The following is a 25,016-nucleotide window of genomic DNA, read 5'->3' on the forward strand; positions in this document are numbered from 1 at the left end:
GCAAAAACTGCTTCTCGGACAGATTTTTTTTATTCTACTGTTTCCACCGTTGCTGTTGCCAATGGCTCCACAGGGAAAAACAATTCAACTTCCCCCTCCTTAAAATGAGGAAGATACCTTTCTTGGATGGCTGCTGACAACTGGACGTTGTTTTCTGGTAAAACTTCCATCAGCATTTTTTCAGTCATCATCGTTAAGTTTTTTTCATCCGTTTTTACAACGAGATAGGTCATTGCGGGCATTTCCCAACGGACCCAACCGACAGGAGGAAAATTTTCTGTCTGGACTTGAACGCCTGCCAAGTAGCGACCGGTTTCTTGCCAAGGCTCTAACCAATTGGTGCCATCACTCATCAAGCCCCAAAACTCCAGTTCTTCTGCCTTTTGATCACTTACGAGAAATTCGATCTCTTCAAAATCCTTTTTTGCAAGTTCCCAGAGCGCTGGTACCCAAGAAGCACCTTCTTCTGCTAACCCCTTGCCCTCTTTTCCAATCACATAAAAAGCGGGTCGTTCGACGCGAATCACTTCACCTAATTGCATGTTCCTTCCTCCTTCTTTCCTTCATTTTAGCGAATTGCAAGAAATTCAGCAACTTTGACCTTAGCAACAAGCAATTTCTGCCATTTTTCGGTATACTAAGTGTATCGTTAAAGGAGTGAAAAACATGGATTTTACGCAATTGCTGATTTTTGCCATCAGCTATGTGTCGGGCGTGATCGTCGTTCAAAAATGGCGCAAGAAAAAAGATGATCCGGATATTTTCTTTTTTGAATGTTGTTGGACGATTCTAGCCCTGCTAATTTATTTAGCTGTCTCAGAATTACGGACAGGTAGTTTCTTTATTCTGATACCCGTCGCCTTCGCCGGCCTTTTTTTATTTTCTTATCGGCGCAACAAGCACCAACTTGTAAATGGCTTACTTTTTAATTTGTTCGTGCTGGCTTTTGGCGGCTACTTAGTCATTAATTTATACCGAACCCAAGACATACTCGTAGGTGGTTTACTCGCTGTATTACTGGCAATCTTCGTTGCTGTACTATTATTCGGTTTGGCAACACTCGTGGTCTTTCTTTACTGGAATTCCATTATCGTACTACGAAGAGAATCGCGATCGATCGCCAATTTGTTAACCCTGATCTTAGCGGTGGTTTTGACCGTTTTACTATTTTCAGATACCCTTTTGCACTTTTTCCCAGATTGGATCCGAACCTTATTCGGCATTGTTCCCCTAAGTCTTTTGTATCTGTTTGTAGTCTTTTTGAACTTTTTATCCATTTCAGTCATTTATCAGTTCAACCATCCTCGCTATAATCAGGACTTTATCATCGTCTTAGGTGCAGGCCTTTTGAATGGCACCACGGTCTCCCCTTTATTGGCAAAACGCATCAATACAGCGATCTCGTTCTACGAATCGCAATTCAAAGCGAAAAAAACCGCGCCTCGATTACTGATGTCAGGCGGACAAGGAAGCGATGAGCAGCTGCCGGAAGCTGTTGCTATGAAAGAATATGCGATTGCCCAAGGCGTACCAGAAGGTGAGATTTTAGTGGAAACAAATTCCACGACTACTTATGAAAACATGAAATTTTCGAAAGAAATCATGGATTCGCTTAAGCCAAACGGCTACAAAGCAATCTTTGCCTCAAACAATTACCATATTTTTCGTGCTGGTCTCTATGCAGATCAAGCCCAACTTAAAGCGGATGGTATCGGAGCACCTACTGCCTTTTACTATTTACCGAATGCCTTTTTAAGAGAATTTGTGGCAATCCTTTTTATGCATAAAAGACGACATTTAACGGTATTGATCACCTTACTGATTCTCTATGCAGGAGCAGCGATCCTCCAACTTATTTTTGGCTAAACAAACAAAAAAAGTTCTTTGAACCAGTTGGTTCGAAGAACTTTTTTCTTATTGAATCGTGCGATGTTTCTTCCAGAAGCGTTGTTGCCATTTTTCTTTCATGCTGTCTGTAAGGGGTTCTGATGCTTCTTTGATCGCACAATATTTGTCCACCATCGTGACGATATAGCTTTCTTTATAGCGTGGCGGTGCAATCGTTGCTCCCCACATATGTTTCAAGATGATATCTTTTTCTAGATCACTAAGTTCAGTGATTTTTTCGGCATTTTTTACTGCGATTCGTGGATGCATGTACGCATGGGTACCTTCGTCAAACTTTGTAGTACGCCAATCGTAATAAAATAAATCATGAAGGAGTCCTGCACGAGCTGTTGCACGAGCATCGCCGCCCCATTTCTTGGCCAATTTGTAACTATAATAAGAGACGCTGATCGAATGTTCCAAACGTGTGGAGTTCATATGCTGCACAAAGTTGGCTAATTTTTTTACAGCTTCTGTTTCTAACAGGTCAGCCACGTAAGACATATATTCGCTATCTTCTTGCCATTTTTCTGTCATAAATTTTTGTCTGCCACCTTTTTTGATCTGCTTGATTGTTACAAGACAAAGTATAGCACCTATTCCTGCAAGTTTCTAGGTGAGGTGCAATAGATTCAAATAGTTTAACAGTTCCTTAAAAATCTAGCTGACAGCAAAATACATCAAAATACCTGCCGCAATGGCGACGTTCAATGATTCCGCCTGACCATAGATAGGAATATATAGATTTTTATCGGTCAATGCCAACAGTTCCTGATTGACCCCTTGCCCCTCGTTGCCTAAAATGAAGGCAACCGCTTGTCCTTTAGGAAGCTCGGTATAAGGGACTGCTTCTTTGTTTAACTCGGTGCCATAAATCGCCACACCAGCTGCCTGCAGCTGCTTTAAAAATGGTGGGATCGCTCCTTCTACGATCGGCAGATGATAGTTGCTCCCTTGCATGCTGCGCAAGACTTTGGTACTGTAGAGATCGGCTGTTCCTTCGCCGAGAAAAACCCCGCTGAATCCAGCGGCATCCGCTGTTCGAATCATGGTGCCAACGTTTCCAGGATCTTGCACATTATCTAAAATCAGCCAATTGCCCGTCAGTGTCTGTAAGTCTTGTTCTTGCTTTTCCACCACGGCAAAAATCCCTTGTGGTGTTGGCAAATCAGAAAGCATCGCTGCGATCTCCTCTGTGATCAAATAGCTTTCTTCCTGATAATCATCGAGTTGCCCGTTGGCTTCACTTAACCCTCGCGGGGTCACCAACAATGCTTTGATGGGTACTTGTGCATGCAATGCTTCTTGCACCAAATGCCAGCCATCGATCAAATAGGTATTGGTTTGTGTCCGATGTTTTTTTTGTGTTAGTTTTTTGATTTCCTTGATAAAGGTATTTTTTTTCGATTGAATTTCTTTCATCTTGTCACCTCGATTCATTATAGCATGAGTCAATCGATCTAACTTGTTCTTTTACTGAAAAAACGCTATCATATAAAGCAGAGGAGGGATTGTCCATGAAGAAACTACGAATCCATGTTCAAGGGCGTGTCCAAGGTGTCGGCTTTCGTTATACCACAAAAATGCTTGCCGATCAATTAGGGGTCACAGGATCTGTAAAAAATGAGGCAGATGGTTCTGTTTCGATTGAAGCGATGGGAGATGAAAAAATCATCGATGCCTTTGTTGCCGGAGTGAAAGATTCTCCTTCTCCCGCTGGAAAAGTGAACCAAATCGACATCCAACCAGACGATACCATTAAAGAACGTACTAGCTTTGATGTAGTCTATTATTGATAATTGAATGTTTTCTAAGTCGAAAGATTGATTTTTCAATGAATTTCTCTTTGTACATTGAAATAGTCGGTCTTTTTTAGTATAGTTATTTTTGTCTAAATTTATTGTGAAGAGGAAGAATAGAATGTCTAAAATGAATAAATGGCTGCTTTCATCAGGATTATTTGGCCTGTTATTAGCATTATCAGGCTGTGTCAGTACCAATGCTGATGGTACGCCGAAAGAAACAGGAATGATTTATCGCTTTTTGGTGAAACCTTTAGGTGATATGATCACGATGCTCGTTGAAAACTTCAACTGGTCTTACGGCTGGGCGATCATCGCCGTAACGATCGTTGTCCGCGTCATTATCTTACCATTAGGGATCCATCAGTCTCGAAAAACGATGATTCAAAGTGAAAAAATGCAGTTTCTGAAACCTCAAGTGGATATTGCGCAAGCCAATTTGAAGAAAGCAACCACTCGGGAAGAACAAATGCAAGCGCAAGCGGAGATGCAAAAAATCTATTCTGAAAACAACGTCAGTATGTTTGGCGGTATCGGTTGTTTGCCTTTACTGATTCAGATGCCGATTTTCTCTGCCCTTTACTTCACAGCCCGTTACACACAAGGAATCCAAAACTCTGAGTTCTTTGGCGTATCATTAGGTGACCCAAGCATCCTCTTTGTGGCGATTGCTGGTCTTTCCTACTTGGCACAAGGATACATCTCAACCATTGGGATTCCGGAAGAACAGAAAAAAACGATGAAAACCATGTTGATCGTTTCTCCATTGATGATCGTTTTCATGTCAATGAGTGCACCAGCTGGTGTGACACTTTATTGGGTAGTCGGTGGGGTCTTCAGTTGTATCCAAACGTTTATCACGAATGTCATCATGAAACCAAAAATTCGTGCCCAAGTCGAAGCGGAAATGAAAGCAAATCCGCCTAAAACGGTAGTTATGCCTCGTAAAGACGTAACGCCTGAAAAAACAGAAGCTGTCAAAAAAGCGTTGAACACGACAAAGCCTAACGGAAAAGGTCGTAACGCTGGCAAGCAGCAACGGAAGTAATTCTTGACCAAATCGCTCATTGGGCGGTTTGGTTTTTTGTTGTTTTCAAATGGGATTCAGTTGCTTCTTCTATTGCCTTTCGCTATAGTAAATGAGAGGTGAGCGCATGTTTCAAGCATATATCAATATTTTTGTCATTTTCAGTCTCATGTTTATCGGTTATTGGTTGTCTTACAAACAATGGTTTTCTAATCGAACCGCCGATACGTTTTCAAAACTGGTGTTAAATGTCTCATTACCCGCCAATATGTTTTTGACGATCATTAAAAACTTTACGAAAGACGAGTTTCTCTCATTAGTTTCCGGGATGATCATCCCTTTGCTTTCCATGATGATCACTTACTTCGCCGGTTATTTATGGCGCCGTTTCGCGCAAGTTGAAACCAAACACCAAGGGGCATTTTCCGCCATGTTTACCTTTTCCAATACGATCTTCATCGGCTTACCGATCAATTTAGCCATTTTTGGTGAAAAAGCCGTTCCCTATGTGTTGTTGTACTACATCGTAAATACGACATTATTTTGGACCATCGGTATTTTTGAGTTAGCAAAAGATAACCCCGATTTCGGCGAAGCCCGCATTTCCTTTCATCCATTGGTCATGCTAAAAAAGATTTTTTCGCCAGCCTTGATTGGTTTCATTATCGGCTTGATCTGGATGCTGTTCACATTCCCACTGCCCTCCTTTGTTGATGGCCTTGGAAGCTACCTAGCAGATTTAACGACGCCTCTATCAATGTTTATTATCGGGATCATCGTGTACTTTGGCGGGCTCAAGAACTTGCGAATGACCAAAGACATTGCTGGTGTCCTGTTTGGTCGCTTCATTCTTTCGCCCCTCGTTGTATGGCTATTAAGCAGAATCATCCCTGTTCCTGAATTGATGCTTTCTGTGTTTATTATCCAAGCCTCCATGCCCGTCCAAAACTCTGTCCCAATTCTTGTGCGAAACTATCAAGGGGATGAAGAATTTGCAACTTCTTGTCTAGGCTATTCCGTCTTACTGTACATGGTGTATCTGCCTGTTTTGCTTTTTTTCTTTTTTTAGCTAGTTAACGAATTTTGTCGAAAAATACTCGTTACCAAAGGCATTCGCTTCTTTCGGTAACGAGTATATTTCTTCTCTTTGTATGGTAAAGGTTCGATTGATTCGCTGTCCAAGCGGTAACTCCCCTTATGATTTGTCACTATAGACTACGATTTTTCTGATTTTCGCCAGATTGTGACTGCTTAGGTCGATTTCAATCCGTCCTTCAATGGAAATGCGTTCGTCGATTTTTGATTGCTTACTTTGATACAGATTAACCTGCAATTCATCCTTATTGGATTCGATATAATAGGCGATGTTTTGTGGATGATCTACTGTGAGATAAAGTTTGTCCTTTTTTACCTCTACTCGCTTTACTTCCTCTTCTTTGAAATTTGTCATCGGGAAATGATTAGCGACGTTTTCGTGGGCAAAAACAATTTCAGGTTTCCTCGTCAAAAATAAATAGATGATCGAACTGACGCCGATAAGTAACAAGAAGACCAAAAGCTTATTGACTTTCTTTAGCGCTCTTTCTTCTTGTTGTCTTCAGCGAATTTATTTACTAGATCGATATCATCATAAAACAATTCATCCAAAGAAACTTGATACATTTGAGCTAGCTCGATCAATGTAGTGATATCCGGGTAATTTCTTCCAATCTCCCAGTTTGAAATCGCTGAGCGACTGACATTCAATTCTTTCGCTAACTCTTCTTGCGTCATTCCTAATTATTTTCTTCTTTCTTTTATCATCTGATGGAATACCATTTTTTCCTCCTTCTGATCTTTTCTTATATTAAAACACAAAATCCCTTCTCTTTTGTTGTGAAAATGAAGCATTGACGATTGCCACATTTCGTGACATCCTTGATAACTGCCTAAAGCCTGTAAAAATAGTTACCTTCTTTGTTCACCCCTTTCATACACAAGACAAAAAAAGCCCATCATGCAGAAACTAGCTATATGAAGCGACCCCCAAAAGTTAGACCAAAAAATCTAACTTTTGGGGGTCGTTATTTGTATGGCAAAATATCCTTTTGAATTAAAACTAAAAATCGTTAAAGAATATCTTAGTGGCGTGGGCGGATATCGGTATCTTGCCAACAAATACGGTATTTCAAGCAAGTCTCAAGTAAGTAATTGGGTGAATGCCTATCGTGAATACGGAGAGGAAGGTCTATTGAGAAAACATCAAAATCAGAAATATTCTGTTCAATTTAAGTTAAATGCGCTAGAGTTATATCAAACAAGTGAGATGTCCTATCGAAAAGTTGCTAGCACTTTAGAAATGAACAACCCTGCGCTTATTGCCAATTGGATGCGTAATTTCAGAGAAGCAGGTATTGAGGGGCTCTCAAAAGAGAAAGGGCGACCACTTACTTTGACTAGAAAAAAAGAAAACAAAAAAGAAAATACAACAACTGAAGAACGCGATCGTATCAAGGCATTAGAAAAGCAAGTCCGATCCCTTCAAATTGAGAATGCCTTTTTAAAAGAGTTGAGGAAGCTGCGAAAACAGGAAGCCCAGCAAAGACGCAAGAATCAATCGCACGAATCATCGCCAGCCTCCGAGAATCATTCAAACTAGTTGAGCTTCTTGAAACATTGAAATTTCCTAAAGCAACCTATATGTATTGGCAGAAACGGTTTGACAGACCAAACCCAGACCAAGAAATTGAAGAAAAAATGCTTGAAATTCGCAAAGAGCATAAAGATTATGGTTGTCTGCGACTAAAAAAAGAATTAGAGAATCAAGGGATTCATGTCAATAAAAAGAAGATTCAACGTCTGATAAAAAAACTAGGTATCGAAGTAAAGTCTTACACTCGAAAATCTCGACGGTACAATTCTTATCGTGGGAAGGTTGGCACTGTCGCCAAAAATCGTATTCATCGTCGGTTTTATACAAATATCTGTCACCAAAAAATTACAACTGATACCACAGAGTTTAAGTATTATGAAGTAGACACCACAGGTGTCGTTCGTCAGAAAAAGCTGTATTTAGATCCTTTCATGGATTTCTACAATAGTGAAATTCTATCTTATCGGATTTCTGAAAAACCAAACGCACTAGCCATAATGGAAGGATTAGAAGAAGCAATCCAGATGACAAATGATTGTCCATTTCGTAGAACCTTCCATTCAGATCAAGGATGGGCCTATCAAATGAATGCTTATAAGAATAAATTGAAGCAGCATAAAATCTTCCAGAGTATGTCTCGTAAAGGGAATTGTTTAGATAACTCACCTATGGAAAACTTCTTTGGTTTATTAAAACAAGAGATTTTTCATGGAGAAGTCTATCGGAGTTTAGATGAATTGAAAACAAAAATTGACCAATATATCTATTATTACAACCATAAACGCATCAAAAAGAAATTAAATTGGCGAAGTCCGGTTCAGTTTCGAGAAGCTGTAAAAACAGCTGTCTAACAGTTAATCTTATCGTACAAAAAAGGAGTGGATTTCTCCACTCCATAAAAGTCTAACTTTTTGGGGTCACTACAATACTAGATGCTGCAATGATGGGCTTTTTTTTTTATGTGAACAGCCGTTGGCTTACAACATATCGAACAACGACAACTGATTTTCATCTGGTAGATCTTTTAGAACACCGTTATCCGTCATGTATTCAATCAATGTCTTAGAAACTTTCCCGCGATTGGCGAGGTCTTCTTTCGATAAGAAGGGACCATCTTTTCGTGCTTCCACGATTTGTTTCGCTACGTTCAGCCCTAAACTCGGTACTGCTCGGAACGGTGCGATCAATTTTTTCCCATCGATCACGAAATTTTCTGCATCGGATTTATACAGATCGATCATCCCGAATTCATAGCCGCGCTCCAGCATTTCATTGGCTAATTCTAGAACCGTCAACAGATTTTTTTCTTTCGTTGACGCATCCATTCCCTTGTCATTGATTTCTTGCATCCGTTCTTTTACGGCATCTTTTCCTTTTGACATAGCAATCAAATCAAAGTCATCTGCTCGGACAGAGAAATAAGCACAGTAATAGAGAATTGGGAAGTACACTTTAAAGTAAGCCACCCGCAACGCCATCAAGACATACGCCGCCGCATGGGCTTTCGGGAACATGTACTTGATCTTCGAACAAGAATCGATATACCATTCTGGGACATTGTTCTCCCGCATCGCTTGCAAGTAAGTATCTCGCAAGTCGTCAGGGATCTTGTTCCATTGTCCTTTACGGACCGTCTCCATGATTTTAAAGGCCATCCCGTCATCTAAACCAGCATGGATCAAATACACCATGATATCATCCCGACAGCCGATTACTTCCGCTAGGCTGGCATCTCCGCGACGGATCAATTCTTCCGCATTGCCCAACCATACATCGGTACCATGGGAAAGACCAGAGATCTGCAGGAGTTCAGCAAAGGTCGATGGATGGGTTTGATCCAGCATCCCCCGCACAAAGCGGGTACCAAATTCTGGGATGCCTAATGTGCCGGTTTTCGAATAAATCTGATCTTCGGTCACGCCTAACACATCCGTGCCGCCAAAAATACGCATCACTTCTGGATCATCGGTAGGGATCGTTTTAGGATCGATACCTGATAGATCCTGCAGCATCCGAATGACTGTCGGATCATCGTGTCCGAGGATATCCAGCTTCAAGATATTGTCATGAATCGAATGGAAATCAAAGTGGGTCGTTTTCCACTCCGCATTTTGATCATCCGCTGGGTATTGGATCGGGGTGAAATCATAAACATCCATATAGTCGGGAATAACGATAATCCCCCCCGGGTGCTGACCAGTCGTCCGTTTGACGCCAGTGGCGCCTTTTGCCAGGCGATCGACTTCGGCTGCTCGATAATGAAGATTATGATCGCGCTCAAAGCCTTTTACGAAACCAAAGGCTGTTTTATCGGCTACGGTACCGATCGTTCCTGCACGATAGACGTATTCTTCACCGAAGAGTACTTTCGTATAGTTATGGGCTTCTGGCTGATATTCCCCTGAGAAGTTCAAATCGATATCGGGGACTTTGTCGCCATGGAAGCCAAGAAATGTTTCAAAAGGAATATCATGGCCATCTTTGTTCAGACGAGTGCCGCATTTTGGACACTTTTTCTCTGGCATATCATAACCAGAACCATACGAGCCGTCTTCATAAAACTCAGAATACTGGCAATCGGGACAATAATAATGAGGAGCTAATGGATTGACCTCAGTGATCCCGGTCATAGTTGCGACAAAACTAGAACCGACTGATCCCCGCGACCCTACTAAGTAGCCGTCTTCATTGCTTTTATGAACCAGTTTTTGTGAGATCAAATAGATCACGGAAAACCCATTCCCAATGATCGAATCAAGCTCTTTTTTCAAACGTTTTTCCACAATTTCTGGTAATGGATCACCGTATAGCTCTTTGGCACGGTTGTAACTCAAGTCGGTGATCTCTTGTTCAGATCCGGGAATCTTTGGTGTATACAGATCATCTTTTACCGGAATGACTTTTTCACAGAGATCAGCGATTTTATTCGGGTTCGTCACTACAATTTCTTTCGCTACTTCTGGACCTAAAAACTGAAAAGCGGTCAGCATCTCATCGGTTGTTCGGAAATGTACATCCGGTAAACTATGTCGATTCAAGGGATTGGCGCCCCCCATCGAATTGATCAAGACCTTACGATAAATGGCATCTTCTTCGTTCAGGTAATGGGCATTCCCAGTAGCCACAACGATTTTCCCTAACTCTTCCCCCATCTTTACCAGATTCCGAATGATGTCTTCTAGGTCTTTTTCGCTTTTCACGAGCTCCGTTTCCAGAAGATGGGCATAAACTGCTTTGGGCATGACTTCGATATAGTCATAAAACTTGGCAAGTTCTCGTGCTGCATCGACCCCTTTTTGCATCATTGCGACAAAGACTTCTCCTTTATCACAAGCGGTTCCGACTAACAATCCTTCCCGCAATTTCACCAATTCTGAGCGCGGGATCCGCGGAACTTTATCATGGAAGTACTTCACATTCGACATCGAGATTAGCTTGAATAAATTCTTCAATCCCGCCTGTGTTCGGGCTAAAATCGTGGCATGGAAAGGCCGAGCTGCTTTATAGGAGTTCTCACCCCCCACGTGTCGGTTCAACTCTTCGTGCAGTAGCATGTCATGTTTTTCCATCGCTTCTTTGACAAAGATCCATGCTAAATGACCGGTTGCCTCGGCATCGTAGATCGCTCGGTGATGTTGTTCTAAGCTGACGCCGAATTTTTTGGAAAGGACACCTAAACCGAATCGCTTAAACTCTGGATACAAATAACGAGCGAGTTCCAATGTATCAATGACCGGATTTTCCGCTTCTGGAATACCGTATTTTCGATAACTGGTATTTAAGAAGCCCATATCAAATGACGCATTGTGGGCAACTAAAATGGCTCCTTCAGAAAACTCACGAAACAAACGTAAGACTTCTTCTTCTGATTTTGACCCGCGAACCATTTCATCGGTGATTCCCGTCAGTTCTACGGTCGTTCGCGATAACGGATGACCGGGATCGATAAATTCATCAAAGGATGCCTCCACGTTGCCTTTATGCATCCGCACAGCAGCCAACTCAATAATGGTGTCGTATACTGCAGACAACCCAGTGGTCTCCACGTCAAACACGATATAAGTAGCATCGGTCAGTGGAACAGGCTGAGGATTGTAGGCAACCGCTACGCCGTCATCCACGATATTGGCTTCCACACCGTAAAGAATTTTAACACCAGCCTTTTCTCCTGCATGATGGGCATCAGGAAACCCTTGTGCGCCACCATGATCGGTGATCGCAATCGCCTTATGGCCCCATTTGCCTGCTTGAGCGACAAAATCCGCCACGTTGTTGGTGGCATCCATCGTACTCATATTGGAATGCAGGTGGAGTTCGACCCGTTTCTCGCCTTCAGGTGCATAGTCTTTGCGGGCTTCGTGTTTGACTTCCAGCAAATCTTGCGCATTCATAACGAGATCTCGCATGAAGGTATCTTCTTGGACGCTACCGCGTACTTTGACCCAACTACCTTTGGCGATGGCATCAAAAACTTGTTCATCTTTTTCATTGTTGGAGAATTTTTTCACACTAAACGATGACGTATAGTCGGTGATTTTCAAAATCAAAATCTTCCGTTTTGAACGCAATTCGCGGACTTCTTTATCAAAGACATACCCTTGGATCGTAACTCGGCGTTCTTCCTCGATGATATTGATCATCGGTGTCACAGGTTCATCGGCAGGAATATTACGTCCCAAGGCGATTGGTCCGTCAAATTCGACTGTTTTGACTTCTTTTTTGCGTTGCTCGTGCGCCATTAAGTTCTCAGCAGCTTGTTGTTGGAACGCTGCTGTTTGCTCTTCCTTGCGTGCTTCAAGTTCTTTTAAGGCCGCCTCCGCTTGCTCTTGGTCTAGCTGCGGCAAGATCCGAAATTTTTGAAAGCCGAAGGTACTATAATTTTCCTCAATGATCGGCAAGTACTGCTGCTGCAAAATCGTGATGACCGCATCATTGTTGACTGGCAAAATCACTTTGTTCTCTTGCAGCACAGGCATTTGGTTTTTGATCACTTGATGAACCAGTGGTCGATCACAATTTTGATTGGCTAACGCTAATGGCCAATATTCTTGAATGAATTGCTCATCAAAGGAACCATCTTGAGCTTCAATGATGATACGAACTTCCGCAATCTCTTTAAACGCCAATTCAATATGTTGTTTAAAGGACTGATACACCATCACCGGTAATAAACGTTCAAATTGGAAATAAAACGTCCACGCTTTTGATTGTCGATGCACGGTCACTTGTTTGATTTGGGCAGTCTGCATCAACGGATGCTGCCGAAGATTTGGGGCAGCTGCAATTTGGTCTAATAATATCTCAAAGGTCTCTCTTTCTTTTGACAATTGAAGATCCTCCTTTTCTCAGTACTCACTAGTATACCTCTTTTTGCCCTCATTTTCATTAAAAAATCGAGAAAGGATTTCCTCTCTCGATCTGTTATTCATTCTTGTTCGTTCCTGTTTATTCCTGATTGGCTAACAAAATCGTCAAGGTCGAAGCGACTTCTTCTTTTCTCACTTCAACGGTCGCACCAGTATGCTTGATTTTGATCTCCACGATGCCTTCTACGGCTTTTTTACCGATAGTCAAGCGAATCGGACAGCCAATCAAATCGGCATCTGCAAATTTGACCCCTGCACGTTCATTGCGGTCATCTACCAGCACTTGATAGCCGACTTGGTTCATCATTTCTTCTACTTCTTCACTTAAGGCATTTTGATAGCTATCTTCAATCGACGTTTGAATGATATGCACATCAAATGGGGCAATTTCTTGGGGCCAATCGATCCCAAATTCATTGCCGTATTGTTCGACGATCGTTGAAAGCAGCCGAGAAACCCCCAGCCCATAACAGCCCATGATGATTGGCTGCTCATCGCCGTTTTCATCGACAACCGTCGCTTCTTGCGCCTCACTGTACTTGGTTCCTAACTTGAAGATATGCCCAACTTCGATTCCTCGCGTAAAGGTTAAGGTTCCTTTTCCATCTGGGGAAGGATCACCTTCTTGAACCAAGCGAAAATCGGCAAAGGCTAATGGTTGAAAATCACGCCCCACATTCGCATTGAGATAATAGCTTTGTTTTTCTGCCGCTGGAACGATCAGATTCGCCATATCTTGGACATGCTGATCGGCGTACAACTGGATCGAATCAGCAAGCGCAATGGGACTGCGCAGCTGCGTCTCACTCGTCAGATAAGACTCCGCTTCCTCAACAGTCAGCACCTTCACTTGATCAGCGGCTAAGTAATGCTTGACCTTTGTTTCATTGAGGCTGTGATCGCCTCGTAATAACACCATAATGACTTGCTCGTCAACGAGTAATAAAGATACTTGAACGATTTTTTGCAAGTCTGTTTCGTATGCCTGCGCCAGCTCCTCTAACGTTAAAGGCTCATCCTGAACAACTTTTTGTAATTCTAAATAGGTCTCGTGAGATTTTTTGGCGATGTATTGACTGGTTGCTAATTTCCAATTGGCGACATAATCGCTTTCGGTCGAGTAGCAGATCAGCTCTTCGCCGATCCCCGACAATGCCAAAAATTCTTTCGAATCTCTGCCACCCATCAAGCCATTGTCCCCGACCACTGCCCGATACTCGATCCCACAGCGTTTCAATATTGCATGATAAGCCATTTCGTAACGATTATAGGTTTGATCTAAGCTGGCTTCATCGGCATGAAAGGAATAGCCATCTTGCATGATAAATTCGCGGCTGCGGATCAATCCAAAGCGCGGCCGCTGTTCGTCCCGATATTTCGTTTGGATCTGATACAAGCTCAATGGCAGCCGTTTATAAGACGTGATCTCGTTTTTGATCAATGTCGTAAACGGCTCTTCATGAGTAGGTCCTAAAACGATCTCTCGTTCGTTTCGATCTGTTAATCGATACAAGGATTCACCATACAATGAGGCACGTCCTGACTCCTTCCATGGCTCATACGGAAGCAAAGAAGGCATCGCCATCTCTACGGCATCGATTTGTGCCAATTCTTCACGGATGACCCGCTTGATCTTTTCTAACACCCTTTGTGCTAGCGGCAAGTAAACATAAATGCCTGCCGCCACTTGTCGAATATACCCTGCCCTAACTAACAGTTGATGACTTAACGTCTCCGCATCGCTGGGGGTTTCCCGCAATGTCGGAATCAAACATTTTGACTGTTTCATTTTTTTCTCCTTTGCTACAAAAAATCATGTTCACCCGATCAACAATTGATTTGCTTGTGCGTCTTATTTTTAAAAGAAGAAACGTTGGATATCATTCCAGGTAACGAGAACCATCAGCAGCATCAAAAACCCAAACCCAATCAGAGTAATGATGCCTTCTTTTTCTTGGCTGATTGGCTTGCCTCGCAAACCTTCTAAAATATTTAAAACCAGCTTACCGCCATCCAATCCAGGAATCGGTAATAAATTAAAGATCCCCAAGTTGATAGAAATCATCGCCATCATCGCGATCACCGTTGTTACCCCTTGCGATGCAGCTTGAGAAGACAGTTGGAAAATCGCTACCGGTCCACCCAATTTATTGATATCTGGTTGGGCAATCAAGTTGCCGACTGCTCTAAAAATCACCAGTGAATTGTCAATGGTCGTTTGCAAGCCGCCCAGTAAGATATCTCCGATCCCAGTTTTTAAGGAAGCGGTGATCCCTAAGAAACCAATCGTGGTCTCCCCTGATTCTTGACTCGCAGGAGTTGCCGTCAAATCAAGTGTTTCTGATCCTCGTTTGACTGCTAGAGCAATCTGAGTATCTGGGTACTTTTGGATCTCAGTCGTTAATTCTGACCAGTTAGAAACATCGACACCTTCGACAGCTAAGATTTCATCGCCATTTTGCAGCCCTGCTTCAGCTGCCGGTGTTCCTGCTTCGATTCCTGTCACGATGGTTGCATCTTGATTCGCATCACCACCTTGTGCAAACACCAACCCAGTGAATAAGACCAAGGATAAAATAAAGTTGTTCATCGGTCCAGCAAAATTCGTCAGCATTCGCTGCCAAAGCTTTGCGGACTGGAATTGAACGTCTTTAGGTGCGATCCGAACTTCAACGCCATCTTCATGGATGATCGTTGCATCATGATCCACAGCGTACGTAATCGCTTCTTGTTCATTGCCATTGATGAACCCTGTGATCGTCAACTTCTCCTCCAAGTCAAAGTCGGTCACTTCCATAGGGATCGCTTGCGGCAATTGGATCTTTTTGCTCGTATTGATTTTGATAACTTTGCCAGTTGCATCTTGAACCAAGGAGACTGGCATACCTGGTGTTAATTCTGTTTCATCTTCACCCCAGCCCGCCATTTGGACATACCCGCCTAATGGCAGCATCCGAATCGTGTAGGTCGTCCCATCTTTCGCTTGATGCGCGAACAATTTAGGCCCCATACCGATGGCAAACTCTCTTACTAAAATACCTGCCCGTTTTGCAAAGAAGTAGTGTCCAAACTCGTGAATCACTACCACTACGGAAAAGATAATGATAAATACAAGTATCGTTTTCATGCTCGTTCCTCTCTTTCACAGCATCCCTCTCATTCAGGGCAGCCTTTCCTTATTTTATCACACCGATTCCCGTTGAGGAACTCACATTCCCGTTGTAACAAGAATTTAAAAAAAGAAGCGCAAGCCAAGCCTGCACTTCTAAATAATTTCTAAAAAACACCGAATAAATACATGATTGGAAACACAAACAGCATGCTATCGAAGCGATCCAAGATCCCGCCATGTCCTGGCAAAAGATTGCCTGAATCCTTCACGCCATAATGACGTTTAATTGCCGATTCCACTAAATCCCCGAATTGACCAGCGATCGAAAAGAGGACCGTCAATAAGATCATGATGGCACTACCATGTCCAAAATAATCTTTCCCTGGAAATGCTAGCAGATACAGACCGGCTACGACCACCGCAGCAGCAATCCCGCCTAGGGCCCCTTCGATCGTTTTATTAGGGGAAATCTCTGGCCATAATTTTCGTTGTCCGTAACGCCGTCCCACCATGTAAGCCCCAATATCCGTTGCCCACACGATAAACAGACCGAAAACTAAAACGACTAAGCCATCTGTTGCTGAACGTGCCGTCAAGAAACGTTCAAACCCGACACCCGTATATAAGCTGACGATCACTGGAAAACCAGCTTCATCGATAGTATACGTATTTTTAGAAATAACCGCGATCCCTAGTAATAAAAGGACGATTACATAATACAAGGCACTTTTATCTGTGCCCTCTGGCAAAAAGAAAAACCAGCGTTCTTGAGGTAAAACTAAAATCACCGCACCGATGATTGAAAGAATTCCTTCAAAACTGAAAACAGCTAGTCCTTTCATCCGAAATAATTCATAAACACCAATCCCTGCCATCGCTGCTGCCAGCAATTCGACGGCAATGCCGCCAACGTAAATAATTGGCAGGAAAAAGGCTAATGCGACGACCGCAGTGATTACACGTTGTCTCACTCTTCTTCCTCCTTCGTTTTCAAACCGCCAAAACGCCGGTTTCGTTGTTGAAAGCTCCCGATCGCATCTTCTAGTAAAGCAGCATCGAAATCAGGCCAGAGCGCTTTCGTAAAGAATAATTCGCTGTAAGCAATCTGCCATAACAAGAAGTTGCTGATACGTTCTTCGCCACTCGTGCGAATCACCAATTCAGGATCACGTAACGCGTTTGGCAAAAAACCAGTCATCAAATGTGTCGCCAGCATGTCTTCCGTGAGCTTGGGCAGGGCTTCCTCCGAAGCTGCAAGCTCTTCATAAAGGGCTTGGACCGCAGTCAAAATTTCTGCGCGGCTGCCGTAATTTAAAGCAAAATTCAAGATCATCCCAGTATTATCTTTGGTTTGGTCAATAGCTCGCTTGACCGCTTCTTGTGTGTGTTCGGGTAAAGATTCCGTGAACCCCATCACTTTGACTTGAACATTTTCTTTGATCAGCTCAGGAACAAACGTGTCGAAAAAGTCGACGGGCAGTTGCATCAAAAAGTCCACTTCTTCGTTTGGCCGTTTCCAATTCTCTGTTGAAAACGCATAAAGAGTCAATACTTTCACACCAAGGTGTGAAGCATGTTTCGTGATCTTTTTTACCGTCTCCATGCCTTCTTTGTGACCAGCTACTCTTGGCAAGCGCCGGTTTTGCGCCCATCTGCCATTGCCATCCATAATGATCGCGATGTGTTGGGGAATCGGCAGTGATGGATCAAATTCATGTTCAGCCGCTTCTTTGATATATTTGTCTTTTTGTGGAAAAAAACGCAGCATCGTATTCGCTCCTCTTCCAATTCTTGAAATTCATCTTTTACATTATAACAATAATCAGATTTCTTGCCTATGAAAACCAAGAAAAGATTTCCATATTAAGAAAAAACAAAAAAACAGTCGTGATATTCAAGTACATACGGCACTTTCGACCATAAAAAAAGAGCCGCTGAAGCGACTCTTCGTCATTCCTTTTAAACCTCAAGTAGCTCTTGCTCTTTTTCAGCTGCGATCGCATCGATTTCTTTGATGCTGTTATCTGTAGCAGTTTGCACTTCTTTTTCAGATTCACGCAAATCATCTTCTGTGATATCGCCAGCTTTTTCTTGTTTCTTGTAAGCTTCCATCGCATCACGGCGAATGTTACGGACCGCGATTTTCGCATTTTCAGCTTCTTTTTTCACGTCTTTGGCTAATTCTTTACGACGTTCTTCCGTTAATTGAGGAATCACCAAACGAATGACTGTTCCGTCATTGGCAGGCGTGATACCAATATCACTTTGCATGATAGCTTTTTCTACTTCTTGGATCATTGTTTTGTCAAAAGGTGTGATCATCAAAATTCTTGCTTCTGGAATCGTAATTGAAGCCATTTGGTTCAAGGGTGTTGGTACACCATAGTAAGTAACCATTACGCGGTCTAAGATGCTCGCATTCGCGCGGCCAGCACGGATTTGTCCTAATTCCCGCTGCAAGTTTTCTGCTGCTTTTTTCATTTTGTCTTTTGCTTCTGTTAAAATTTTGTCAGCCATGTTATTTCCCCCTTACTGTCGTTCCAATATGTTCACCTAAAATGGCGCGGCGAATGTTTCCATGCTCATTCAAGTTGAATACGACTAATGGAATATCGTTGTCCATACTTAATGAACTTGCGGTTGAATCCATTACTTGCAATCCTTTAGAAATGACTTCTAAATGGGTCAATTCTTCAAATTTCACAGCACTTTGGTCCGTTTTAGGATCTGCTGAGTAGACGCCATCAACATTGTTTTTCGCCATCAAAATGACATCAGCGTTGATTTCAGCTGCCCGTAAGGCTGCGGTCGTATCAGTTGAGAAATAAGGGTTGCCGGTTCCGCCTGCAAAAATGACGACCCGCCCTTTTTCTAAGTGACGTTCTGCTCTGCGACGAATATAAGGCTCTGCGATTTGACGCATTTCGATCGAAGTTTGGACACGCGTTGGTACACCAGCGTTTTCTAGTGTGTCTTGTAATGCTAAAGCATTCATCACAGTCGCTAACATGCCCATGTAATCAGCTTGTGCTCTTTCCATCCCCATTTGCGCGCCGATTTGTCCACGCCAAATGTTTCCGCCGCCGACCACGATCGCCATCTGTACGCCTAATTCGTGGACTTCCTTGATCTCTTTAACGATCTCTTGGATCGTCGGTGGTTTGATCCCAAAGCCTTCGTCACCCGCTAATGCTTCACCACTTAATTTTAATACAACACGTTGATATTTTGGTTTGCCCATCATGATTCCTCCGTACATTCTCCAATTCTATTGTAGCATATTGGTGCTCTTTCGTTGAAAATTATCTACACTATTTCTTCAAAAACCGTTTTTGCTTAAAAAAAGGGAGCGCACTTCCATGCGTTCCCATCTGTTCGAGGAACAGAATTATTTTTTCACTTGGCTCATTACTTCTTCAACGAAGTTGTCTTCGCGTTTTTCGATACCTTCGCCGACTTCAAAGCGGACAAAAGATTTCACAGTTGCGCCTTTTGATGCAACATATTTTTCAACTGTCATATCTGGGTCTTTAACGAATGGTTGGTCAACCAAAGCGATTTCTGCTTTAAATTTCTTCAAGCGTCCTTCAACCATTTTTTCAACGATGTTCGCTGGTTTGCCTTCGTTCAATGCTTGTTCTGTCAAGACTTGTTTTTCATGATCCAATTCTTCTTGAGAGATTTGTGCTTCGTTCACGTAGCGAGGGTTGATCGCTGCAACGTGCATTGCAACATCTTTCGCAACTGATTCGTCAGTTGTTCCTTCAAGAACAGTCAATACAGCAATACGTCCGCCCATGTGTAGGTAACCGCCGAAAGCAGCATTGTCATCTTTTTCAACAACTTCAAAACGACGGAAGCTGATTTTTTCTCCGATTACTTGTGTTGCTTCGATCAACGCAGCATCCATTGTGCCTTTAGAAGTTTCTAATTTTAAAGCAGCATCCATATCAGCTGGTTTGTTTGCTGCGATTACTTCAGCGATTTCTTTTACTAAGTCTTGGAACATTTCGTTTTTAGAAACGAAGTCAGTTTCTGAGTTCACTTCAACGATTGCTGCTGTGTTGCCGTTGATCGCCACAGATGCTAAACCTTCAGCAGCAATACGGTCGTTTTTCTTCGCAGCTTTTGCCATACCTTTTTCACGTAATAAGTCTACGGCTTTTTCGATGTCGCCTTCTACTTCAACTAATGCACGTTTTGCGTCCATCATTCCTACACCAGTCATATCGCGTAATTCTTTTACTAATTTAGCTGTTACTTCTGCCATTTTTTGTTTCCTCCTAAATGTTTTTAAACAAGATTGCTTGTCTTTAAAAAAAGCTGTTTCAAAGGAGAGTGAGGCTTGGCGCCTAGCCTTTGAAACAGCTCCATCATTTATTATTCAGCTGATGCGTTGTCGCCTTCGACAACATCAACGATTTCTTCGATTGAAGTTGCGTTTTCTGTTGATTCAGCAGCAAAATCTTCTTCTGCTACTTGGTCTTCGCCTTGGTTACCTTCGATGAAAGCATCTGCCATTTTCGCAGTGATCAATTTAACGGCACGAATAGCGTCATCATTTGATGGGATAACAACATCGATTTCGTCTGGATCACAGTTTGTATCGACCATCGCTACGATCGGGATATTTAATTTGCGTGCTTCTTGGATCGCGATACGTTCTTTACGTGGGTCAACAACGTACATTACATCTGGAATTCTTGGCATATCAGCGATACCGCCTAAGAATTTTTCAAGACGTTCGCGCTCTTTGTTCAAGCCAACGACTTCTTTTTTAGGAAGAACAGCAAATGTGCCATCTTCTTCCATTTTGTTGATTTGTTTCAAACGAGCAACACGTTTTTGGATTGTTTCCCAGTTTGTCAAAGTTCCACCTAACCAACGATGGTTAACATAGTATTGACCTGAACGGATTGCTTCTTCTTTGATTGCTTCTTGTGCTTGTTTTTTAGTACCTACGAACAATGCAACGCCGCCTTCTTCAGCAACATTTTTCATGTAGTCGTAAGCTGCGTCTACTAATTTCACTGTTTTTTGCAAATCAATGATGTAGATGCCGTTTCTTTCTGTGAAGATATATTTCTTCATTTTTGGGTTCCAGCGACGAGTTTGGTGACCAAAGTGTACGCCGGCTTCTAGTAATTGTTTCATTGAGATTACTGCCATGTTGTGTTTCCTCCAATTTGGTTTTTTTGTTTTCCTCTCTTGCTCTTTTACTCCTTGAAGAACTGAATCGATCAGCACCGCTTCGCAGATGGAACAAGATGTGGGATTGACGTGAAAAACTCACGCCTTAAACAGTATACAGTAGCTAAAAAAGAAATGCAACTGATTCAAATGAAAAACTACGATTCGTGGTCCAGCTTTTTTTTAACGTTCTAATTCTTTTCTTATTATATCTAGGTTTTTTCGGCTTTATCTGCTATGATAAGGCTGACTTAATCAATCATGCTTAAAGGAGTTTACCTATGCGAAAAGCTGATCGCCATTTACTTATTAGACAAATCATTACTGAACATACTGTACGCACGCAAGAAGAATTATTGCAGCAATTGGAAGCCCAAGGCGTCTCCGCCACGCAAGCGACCATCTCTCGCGATATTCGTGATTTGAAAATCGTGAAAGTGCCCGATGAAACAGGTCAGACGAAGTTTGTCATTTTTCAAGGAATGCAATCGTCAGAAGATGAAAAAGAAGAAGAGCAGCGTTTGATACAGATGATCGAAGACGTTGTCACTAAAGTAGATCGTGTGCAATTTATGACGTTGATCCATACCGTTGCGGACAATGCGCCTTTGCTTTCGGCTGCGATCGATGAAGTGACTATGCCAGAAAAAGTTTGCTCGTTGGCGGGCTTTGATACAGTAGCGGTGATTTCCCGCAGCGACGAAGATGCTGAAACTTTTTATCAATTTATCAGAAACCACGCGGTCTTATAAGACACCGAACAAATGTGACCTATCTGTATTTTTACTACAAAAAAGCTGTGTCTTTGTCGAAACAAGGACACAGCTTTTTTTGTTACATTTTGTCGGGTGCATGTAAACCAAGCAACCGTAAATCTTCTTTTAATAAGGTCGTTACTGCATAAACTAGAGCCAGACGTGCGTCTTTTTCCGCATCTTCAGCCAAGATTTTCACATTGGCGTAATACTTATTAAAGGCCTGTGCCAATTTGATGGCATGTTTAGCAATGACGGATGGTTCATATTTTTCTGCTGCTTGCAGCACGGTTTCTGGGTAGCGCTGAATCAATTTGATGACTTCCCAGCTCTCAGTATCTGCCAATGACAAACTGCTGACAACAGCAGGATCAAAGTCGGCTTTTTCAAGAATGCTCATGGCACGGGCATGAGAATATTGCACATAGGGTCCGGTCTCTCCTTCAAAACGGACAACTTCTTCTAGCGTAAAGTCGAAATTATTCAAACGGTCATTTTTCAAGTCGTGGAAAACGACTGCCCCGACACCGACTTGTTTTGCAACTTCTTCTTTGTTTTCAAGCGTTGGGTTCTTTTCAGTGATTTGTTCTTTCGCCGAATCGATCGCTTCATTCAATACTTCTTCTAAAAGAACGATCTTCCCTTTTCTCGTAGATAATTTTTTCCCATCTTTGGTGATCAATCCAAATGGTACGTGGGTCATATCATCTGCCCACTCAAAGCCCATTTCCTTCAAAACAGCTTTTAATTGCTTGAAGTGATAACTTTGCTCATTTCCTACCACGTACAATGATTTGGCAAAATTGTAGGTCCGTTTGCGGTACAGCGCTGCGGCCATGTCCCGTGTGATGTAAAGAGTCGCACCATCGGATTTGCGGATCAAGGCTGGATTTAAGTCATACGCAGCCAAATCAACGATCTCTGCCCCTTGGTCTTCTTTCAACAAGTGTTTTTCCTCTAATAATTCCACGACTTCTGTCATTTTATCATTATAGAAAGCTTCGCCATTCAATGAATCAAAGGAAACTTCCAACATATCATAGATTTTATTGAATTCTTTTAATGATTCATCACGGAACCATTGCCACAAATCCATTGCTTCTTGGTCACCATCTTCTAGTTTCTTGAACCAAGCTCTCGCATCATCTTCTAATTGTTTATCTGTCTCGGCAGCTTCGTGAAAATCAACATACAAACGCAACAGTTCGTTGATTGGTTCCGCTTTGACCGCTTCTTCTGACCCCCATTTTTTATAGGCCACGATCAATTTCCCAAATTGTGTGCCCCAGTCGCCTAAATGGTTGATGCGAATTGGCTGGTAACCGATTTTTTCTAAAATAAAGCCGATTGAGTTACCGATCACAGTGGAACGCAAATGCCCCATTGAGATGGGTTTGGCAATATTTGGTGAAGACATATCGATGGGTACTGCTTGCTGATTGCCGATGGTTTGATCGCCAAAATGATTTTTTTCTTTGAGAACCATCTCTAAGACGTGGGCAGAGATTGCTTTTTTATCCATAAAGAAGTTTAAATATGGACCGACCACTTCAATTTTTTCAAAAGACGCTTGATCGATTTTTTCTGCTAAGTCTGCGGCAATTTGCTGCGGCGCTTTCCGATAGACTTTTGCTAGCGAGAAGGCTGGGAATGCCACATCCCCATGGTCAGCTGACTTTGGATTTTCCAGTAATTGCTGAACTTGTTCGATCGATAGATCTTCTTTTACTACTTGATGGATGGCTTGTGCGACGATTTCTTTGTTATTCATAGTATCCCTCCTATAATGACTGAGCCCATGTTTTGATGAAAAGTTGTTTGAAGCAAGCAAACAGTTGTATGTTTTTCATGCAAGAAATTATTGATAAAAACAAAAAAGCCTCTAGCGCATAACATGCACTAGAGACGAGATTTCCCGCGGTACCACTCTGATTGTCCTTTTCGGACCTACTTTTTTCTGATAACGGCAGAATTCCGTTTGCTTGGCAAATTCTCACAAGTGCGTTTCACAATCTGATCAATTCGGCTTCCACCACCCCGAACTCGCTAACTGATACTCGAATCGCTACTTCTCTTGTTTCATCAAATCAAGGCTATTTACTTCCCAGAAAGTATAGCAAAGAAATGTTTGTTTGGCTAGCGAGATTTTGGCATTTTCAAAAAAAAATTATTTTATACTTTAGGAATAAATAGATCTCCAGCAGTCACTGCCATGATCGCTTTGATTGAGTGCAAACGATTTTCGGCTTGATCAAATTGACGGGCATACTTGCTACGAAAGACCTCATCAGTGACTTCCATCTCAGAAATTCCATACGCCTGCGCTGCTTTTTTGCCATACGTGGTCTGATCATCATGAAATGCTGGCAAACAATGCATAAAAATCACTTGATCGTTTTGTGTTTTTTTCATCAACGATTGGTTGACTTGATACGGCAGCAGCTGTTCAATCCGCTCTTGGAATTTTTCTTCTTCACCCATTGATACCCAAACATCGGTATACACGACATCAGCGCCTAAAACACCTTGATCCACATCATCAGTCACCAAAATCTTTGCGCCCGATTGCTTGGCATAGGCTTGTGCCTGTGCGATGATGGTTGCTTCTGGCTGCAAGACTTTCGGAGTGACGACATGAATATTGACCCCTAAAATCGCACTGGTCACTAATAAAGAATTAGCGACATTGTTGCGCCCATCCCCACAGTATGCGATGGTCAAGCCAGTCAGCTCACCGAAGTTTTCTTGAATGGTTAAAAAGTCAGCGATCATTTGCGTTGGATGCCATTCATCCGTTAAACCATTCCAAACAGGTACGCCTGAATAGTTGGCCAGATCTTCGACAACCTGTTGGCTAAAGCCGCGAAACTCGATCCCGTCAAACATACGGCCGAATACTTTGGCGGTATCTTCAACGGATTCTTTAGACCCCAACTGAATATCATTGGCCCCTAAAAATTCCGGATGTGCCCCCAGATCCACCGCTGCAACCGTAAAGGCTGCTCGCGTCCGTGTCGAATTCTTTTCAAACAAAAGTGCAATATTTTTTCCTTCTAAGTAGCGATGTGGTTGATTGTTGGCCTTCATCCCTTTCAAGTGCTGGGAAAAATCAATCAAATATTGTAGTTCTTCTTTTGTAAAATCCTTTTCTGCTAAAAAACTGCGTCCTTTAAAAACCGATGTCATTGCATACCCGCCCTTCAATTAACTAATAATTATACACGATAATATCAAATTATGAAATA

23 protein-coding genes and 1 other annotated feature are annotated in these 25,016 nt (G+C 42.4%); of the genes, 7 read left to right on the forward strand and 16 right to left on the reverse strand.

All coding sequences use genetic code 11. The annotated features are described in order from the left end of the window. Window positions 1-29: 29 nt before the first annotated feature. On the reverse strand, window positions 30-542 hold the full coding sequence (locus tag IGI71_RS11215) for a GyrI-like domain-containing protein (protein WP_231435401.1): 513 nt from the start codon (window positions 540-542) through the stop codon (window positions 30-32). Between the two features lie 124 nt (window positions 543-666). Here IGI71_RS11215 and IGI71_RS11220 point away from each other — a divergent pair, with 124 nt between their 5' ends. Beyond that, window positions 667-1,866: a YdcF family protein gene (locus tag IGI71_RS11220; RefSeq protein WP_016610745.1), complete on the forward strand. Its 1,200-nt coding sequence runs from the start codon at window positions 667-669 to the stop codon at window positions 1,864-1,866. Window positions 1,867-1,914: 48 nt separating this feature from the next. Here the strand turns inward: IGI71_RS11220 and IGI71_RS11225 are convergent, their stop codons facing one another. Next, window positions 1,915-2,424, reverse strand: coding sequence for an HD domain-containing protein (locus IGI71_RS11225; RefSeq protein WP_005229452.1), 510 nt, complete (start codon window positions 2,422-2,424; stop codon window positions 1,915-1,917). A gap of 123 nt (window positions 2,425-2,547) precedes the next feature. Then, window positions 2,548-3,309 (reverse strand): TrmH family RNA methyltransferase, encoded by a 762-nt coding sequence (locus IGI71_RS11230; RefSeq protein ID WP_231435403.1) that lies wholly within the window; start codon window positions 3,307-3,309, stop codon window positions 2,548-2,550. Between the two features lie 95 nt (window positions 3,310-3,404). Here IGI71_RS11230 and IGI71_RS11235 point away from each other — a divergent pair, with 95 nt between their 5' ends. The 3 genes from IGI71_RS11235 to IGI71_RS11245 all read left to right on the forward strand — a co-directional run bounded on the left by IGI71_RS11235 (window position 3,405) and on the right by IGI71_RS11245 (window position 5,785). Beyond that, window positions 3,405-3,683 (forward strand): acylphosphatase, encoded by a 279-nt coding sequence (locus tag IGI71_RS11235; protein WP_005236969.1) that lies wholly within the window; start codon window positions 3,405-3,407, stop codon window positions 3,681-3,683. Between the two features lie 124 nt (window positions 3,684-3,807). Further along, on the forward strand, window positions 3,808-4,737 hold the full coding sequence (gene yidC, locus IGI71_RS11240; protein WP_231435405.1) for a membrane protein insertase YidC: 930 nt from the start codon (window positions 3,808-3,810) through the stop codon (window positions 4,735-4,737). A gap of 106 nt (window positions 4,738-4,843) precedes the next feature. After that, window positions 4,844-5,785 carry an AEC family transporter gene (locus tag IGI71_RS11245; protein WP_123834134.1) on the forward strand — a complete coding sequence of 314 codons (942 nt, stop codon included), beginning with the start codon at window positions 4,844-4,846 and terminating at the stop codon, window positions 5,783-5,785. Window positions 5,786-5,911: 126 nt separating this feature from the next. On the opposite strand, the gene IGI71_RS11250 is transcribed toward IGI71_RS11245, so the two are convergent. Further along, complete coding sequence (locus IGI71_RS11250; protein ID WP_270792548.1) at window positions 5,912-6,262, reverse strand: hypothetical protein; 351 nt, start codon at window positions 6,260-6,262, stop codon at window positions 5,912-5,914. 26 nt (window positions 6,263-6,288) lie between these two features. Continuing rightward, window positions 6,289-6,489 carry a helix-turn-helix transcriptional regulator gene (locus IGI71_RS11255; RefSeq protein ID WP_231435407.1) on the reverse strand — a complete coding sequence of 67 codons (201 nt, stop codon included), beginning with the start codon at window positions 6,487-6,489 and terminating at the stop codon, window positions 6,289-6,291. A 298-nt stretch (window positions 6,490-6,787) separates the two neighbouring features. On the opposite strand from IGI71_RS11255, the gene IGI71_RS11260 reads away from it, so the two are divergent. Next, window positions 6,788-7,354 carry an IS3 family transposase gene (locus IGI71_RS11260; RefSeq protein ID WP_016609770.1) on the forward strand — a complete coding sequence of 189 codons (567 nt, stop codon included), beginning with the start codon at window positions 6,788-6,790 and terminating at the stop codon, window positions 7,352-7,354. Then, complete coding sequence (locus IGI71_RS11265) at window positions 7,324-8,199, forward strand: IS3 family transposase (protein WP_430616354.1); 876 nt, start codon at window positions 7,324-7,326, stop codon at window positions 8,197-8,199. Before IGI71_RS11260 ends, IGI71_RS11265 begins: the two co-directional genes overlap by 31 nt. Before the next feature lie 126 nt (window positions 8,200-8,325). Here the strand turns inward: IGI71_RS11265 and IGI71_RS11270 are convergent, their stop codons facing one another. From IGI71_RS11270 to rpsB, 9 genes are all read right to left on the reverse strand, one after another. Further along, window positions 8,326-12,675, reverse strand: coding sequence for a PolC-type DNA polymerase III (locus IGI71_RS11270; protein WP_231435235.1), 4,350 nt, complete (start codon window positions 12,673-12,675; stop codon window positions 8,326-8,328). A gap of 118 nt (window positions 12,676-12,793) precedes the next feature. Next, entirely contained in the window at window positions 12,794-14,503 is a 1,710-nt protein-coding gene (locus IGI71_RS11275) for a proline--tRNA ligase (protein WP_005229438.1), read from the reverse strand. A 69-nt stretch (window positions 14,504-14,572) separates the two neighbouring features. Continuing rightward, complete coding sequence (gene rseP, locus IGI71_RS11280) at window positions 14,573-15,841, reverse strand: RIP metalloprotease RseP (protein ID WP_231435236.1); 1,269 nt, start codon at window positions 15,839-15,841, stop codon at window positions 14,573-14,575. Between the two features lie 149 nt (window positions 15,842-15,990). After that, window positions 15,991-16,797 (reverse strand): phosphatidate cytidylyltransferase, encoded by an 807-nt coding sequence (locus tag IGI71_RS11285; RefSeq protein ID WP_010749318.1) that lies wholly within the window; start codon window positions 16,795-16,797, stop codon window positions 15,991-15,993. After that, on the reverse strand, window positions 16,794-17,594 hold the full coding sequence (locus IGI71_RS11290) for an isoprenyl transferase (RefSeq protein WP_015510051.1): 801 nt from the start codon (window positions 17,592-17,594) through the stop codon (window positions 16,794-16,796). Before IGI71_RS11290 ends, IGI71_RS11285 begins: the two co-directional genes overlap by 4 nt. Before the next feature lie 191 nt (window positions 17,595-17,785). Next, the gene (gene frr, locus IGI71_RS11295) at window positions 17,786-18,343 is read right to left on the reverse strand and encodes a ribosome recycling factor (RefSeq protein WP_005229434.1); all 558 of its coding nucleotides are present in this window, start codon (window positions 18,341-18,343) and stop codon (window positions 17,786-17,788) included. Window position 18,344: 1 nt separating this feature from the next. Further along, window positions 18,345-19,067, reverse strand: coding sequence for a UMP kinase (gene pyrH, locus IGI71_RS11300; protein ID WP_005229433.1), 723 nt, complete (start codon window positions 19,065-19,067; stop codon window positions 18,345-18,347). Window positions 19,068-19,214: 147 nt separating this feature from the next. Then, a complete protein-coding gene (gene tsf / locus IGI71_RS11305) occupies window positions 19,215-20,096 on the reverse strand; it encodes a translation elongation factor Ts (RefSeq protein ID WP_005229432.1) in 882 nt (293 codons plus the stop codon). 110 nt (window positions 20,097-20,206) lie between these two features. Then, window positions 20,207-20,995: a 30S ribosomal protein S2 gene (gene rpsB / locus IGI71_RS11310; RefSeq protein WP_005229426.1), complete on the reverse strand. Its 789-nt coding sequence runs from the start codon at window positions 20,993-20,995 to the stop codon at window positions 20,207-20,209. A 302-nt stretch (window positions 20,996-21,297) separates the two neighbouring features. Here rpsB and IGI71_RS11315 point away from each other — a divergent pair, with 302 nt between their 5' ends. Then, window positions 21,298-21,768: an arginine repressor gene (locus IGI71_RS11315; protein ID WP_005229424.1), complete on the forward strand. Its 471-nt coding sequence runs from the start codon at window positions 21,298-21,300 to the stop codon at window positions 21,766-21,768. Window positions 21,769-21,850: 82 nt separating this feature from the next. Here the strand turns inward: IGI71_RS11315 and argS are convergent, their stop codons facing one another. Beyond that, window positions 21,851-23,542 carry an arginine--tRNA ligase gene (argS, locus tag IGI71_RS11320; RefSeq protein WP_086338047.1) on the reverse strand — a complete coding sequence of 564 codons (1,692 nt, stop codon included), beginning with the start codon at window positions 23,540-23,542 and terminating at the stop codon, window positions 21,851-21,853. Window positions 23,543-23,669: 127 nt separating this feature from the next. After that, window positions 23,670-23,863, reverse strand: a binding site (T-box leader). 80 nt (window positions 23,864-23,943) lie between these two features. After that, window positions 23,944-24,957 carry an ornithine carbamoyltransferase gene (gene argF / locus IGI71_RS11325; protein WP_231435238.1) on the reverse strand — a complete coding sequence of 338 codons (1,014 nt, stop codon included), beginning with the start codon at window positions 24,955-24,957 and terminating at the stop codon, window positions 23,944-23,946. Between the last annotated feature and the right edge of the window lie 59 nt (window positions 24,958-25,016).

The sequence above is a fragment of the Enterococcus sp. DIV1279b genome (genome assembly GCF_050531515.1).
In the GTDB taxonomy this organism is placed as follows: domain Bacteria; phylum Bacillota; class Bacilli; order Lactobacillales; family Enterococcaceae; genus Enterococcus_D; species Enterococcus_D casseliflavus.

Coding starts and splice junctions, on each gene's coding strand:
- IGI71_RS11255 (WP_231435407.1), bottom strand. CDS start 6,489: ATGACGCAAGAAGAGTTAGCGAAAGAATTGAATGTCAGTCGCTCAGCG.
- IGI71_RS11230 (WP_231435403.1), bottom strand. CDS start 3,309: ATGAAAGAAATTCAATCGAAAAAAAATACCTTTATCAAGGAAATCAAA.
- IGI71_RS11220 (WP_016610745.1), top strand. CDS start 667: ATGGATTTTACGCAATTGCTGATTTTTGCCATCAGCTATGTGTCGGGC.
- yidC (WP_231435405.1), top strand. CDS start 3,808: ATGTCTAAAATGAATAAATGGCTGCTTTCATCAGGATTATTTGGCCTG.
- IGI71_RS11225 (WP_005229452.1), bottom strand. CDS start 2,424: ATGACAGAAAAATGGCAAGAAGATAGCGAATATATGTCTTACGTGGCT.
- tsf (WP_005229432.1), bottom strand. CDS start 20,096: ATGGCAGAAGTAACAGCTAAATTAGTAAAAGAATTACGCGATATGACT.
- IGI71_RS11260 (WP_016609770.1), top strand. CDS start 6,788: ATGGCAAAATATCCTTTTGAATTAAAACTAAAAATCGTTAAAGAATAT.
- IGI71_RS11245 (WP_123834134.1), top strand. CDS start 4,844: ATGTTTCAAGCATATATCAATATTTTTGTCATTTTCAGTCTCATGTTT.
- argS (WP_086338047.1), bottom strand. CDS start 23,542: ATGAATAACAAAGAAATCGTCGCACAAGCCATCCATCAAGTAGTAAAA.
- IGI71_RS11215 (WP_231435401.1), bottom strand. CDS start 542: ATGCAATTAGGTGAAGTGATTCGCGTCGAACGACCCGCTTTTTATGTG.
- IGI71_RS11275 (WP_005229438.1), bottom strand. CDS start 14,503: ATGAAACAGTCAAAATGTTTGATTCCGACATTGCGGGAAACCCCCAGC.
- IGI71_RS11315 (WP_005229424.1), top strand. CDS start 21,298: ATGCGAAAAGCTGATCGCCATTTACTTATTAGACAAATCATTACTGAA.
- rpsB (WP_005229426.1), bottom strand. CDS start 20,995: ATGGCAGTAATCTCAATGAAACAATTACTAGAAGCCGGCGTACACTTT.
- IGI71_RS11290 (WP_015510051.1), bottom strand. CDS start 17,594: ATGCTGCGTTTTTTTCCACAAAAAGACAAATATATCAAAGAAGCGGCT.
- IGI71_RS11235 (WP_005236969.1), top strand. CDS start 3,405: ATGAAGAAACTACGAATCCATGTTCAAGGGCGTGTCCAAGGTGTCGGC.
- pyrH (WP_005229433.1), bottom strand. CDS start 19,067: ATGGGCAAACCAAAATATCAACGTGTTGTATTAAAATTAAGTGGTGAA.
- rseP (WP_231435236.1), bottom strand. CDS start 15,841: ATGAAAACGATACTTGTATTTATCATTATCTTTTCCGTAGTGGTAGTG.
- argF (WP_231435238.1), bottom strand. CDS start 24,957: ATGACATCGGTTTTTAAAGGACGCAGTTTTTTAGCAGAAAAGGATTTT.
- frr (WP_005229434.1), bottom strand. CDS start 18,343: ATGGCTGACAAAATTTTAACAGAAGCAAAAGACAAAATGAAAAAAGCA.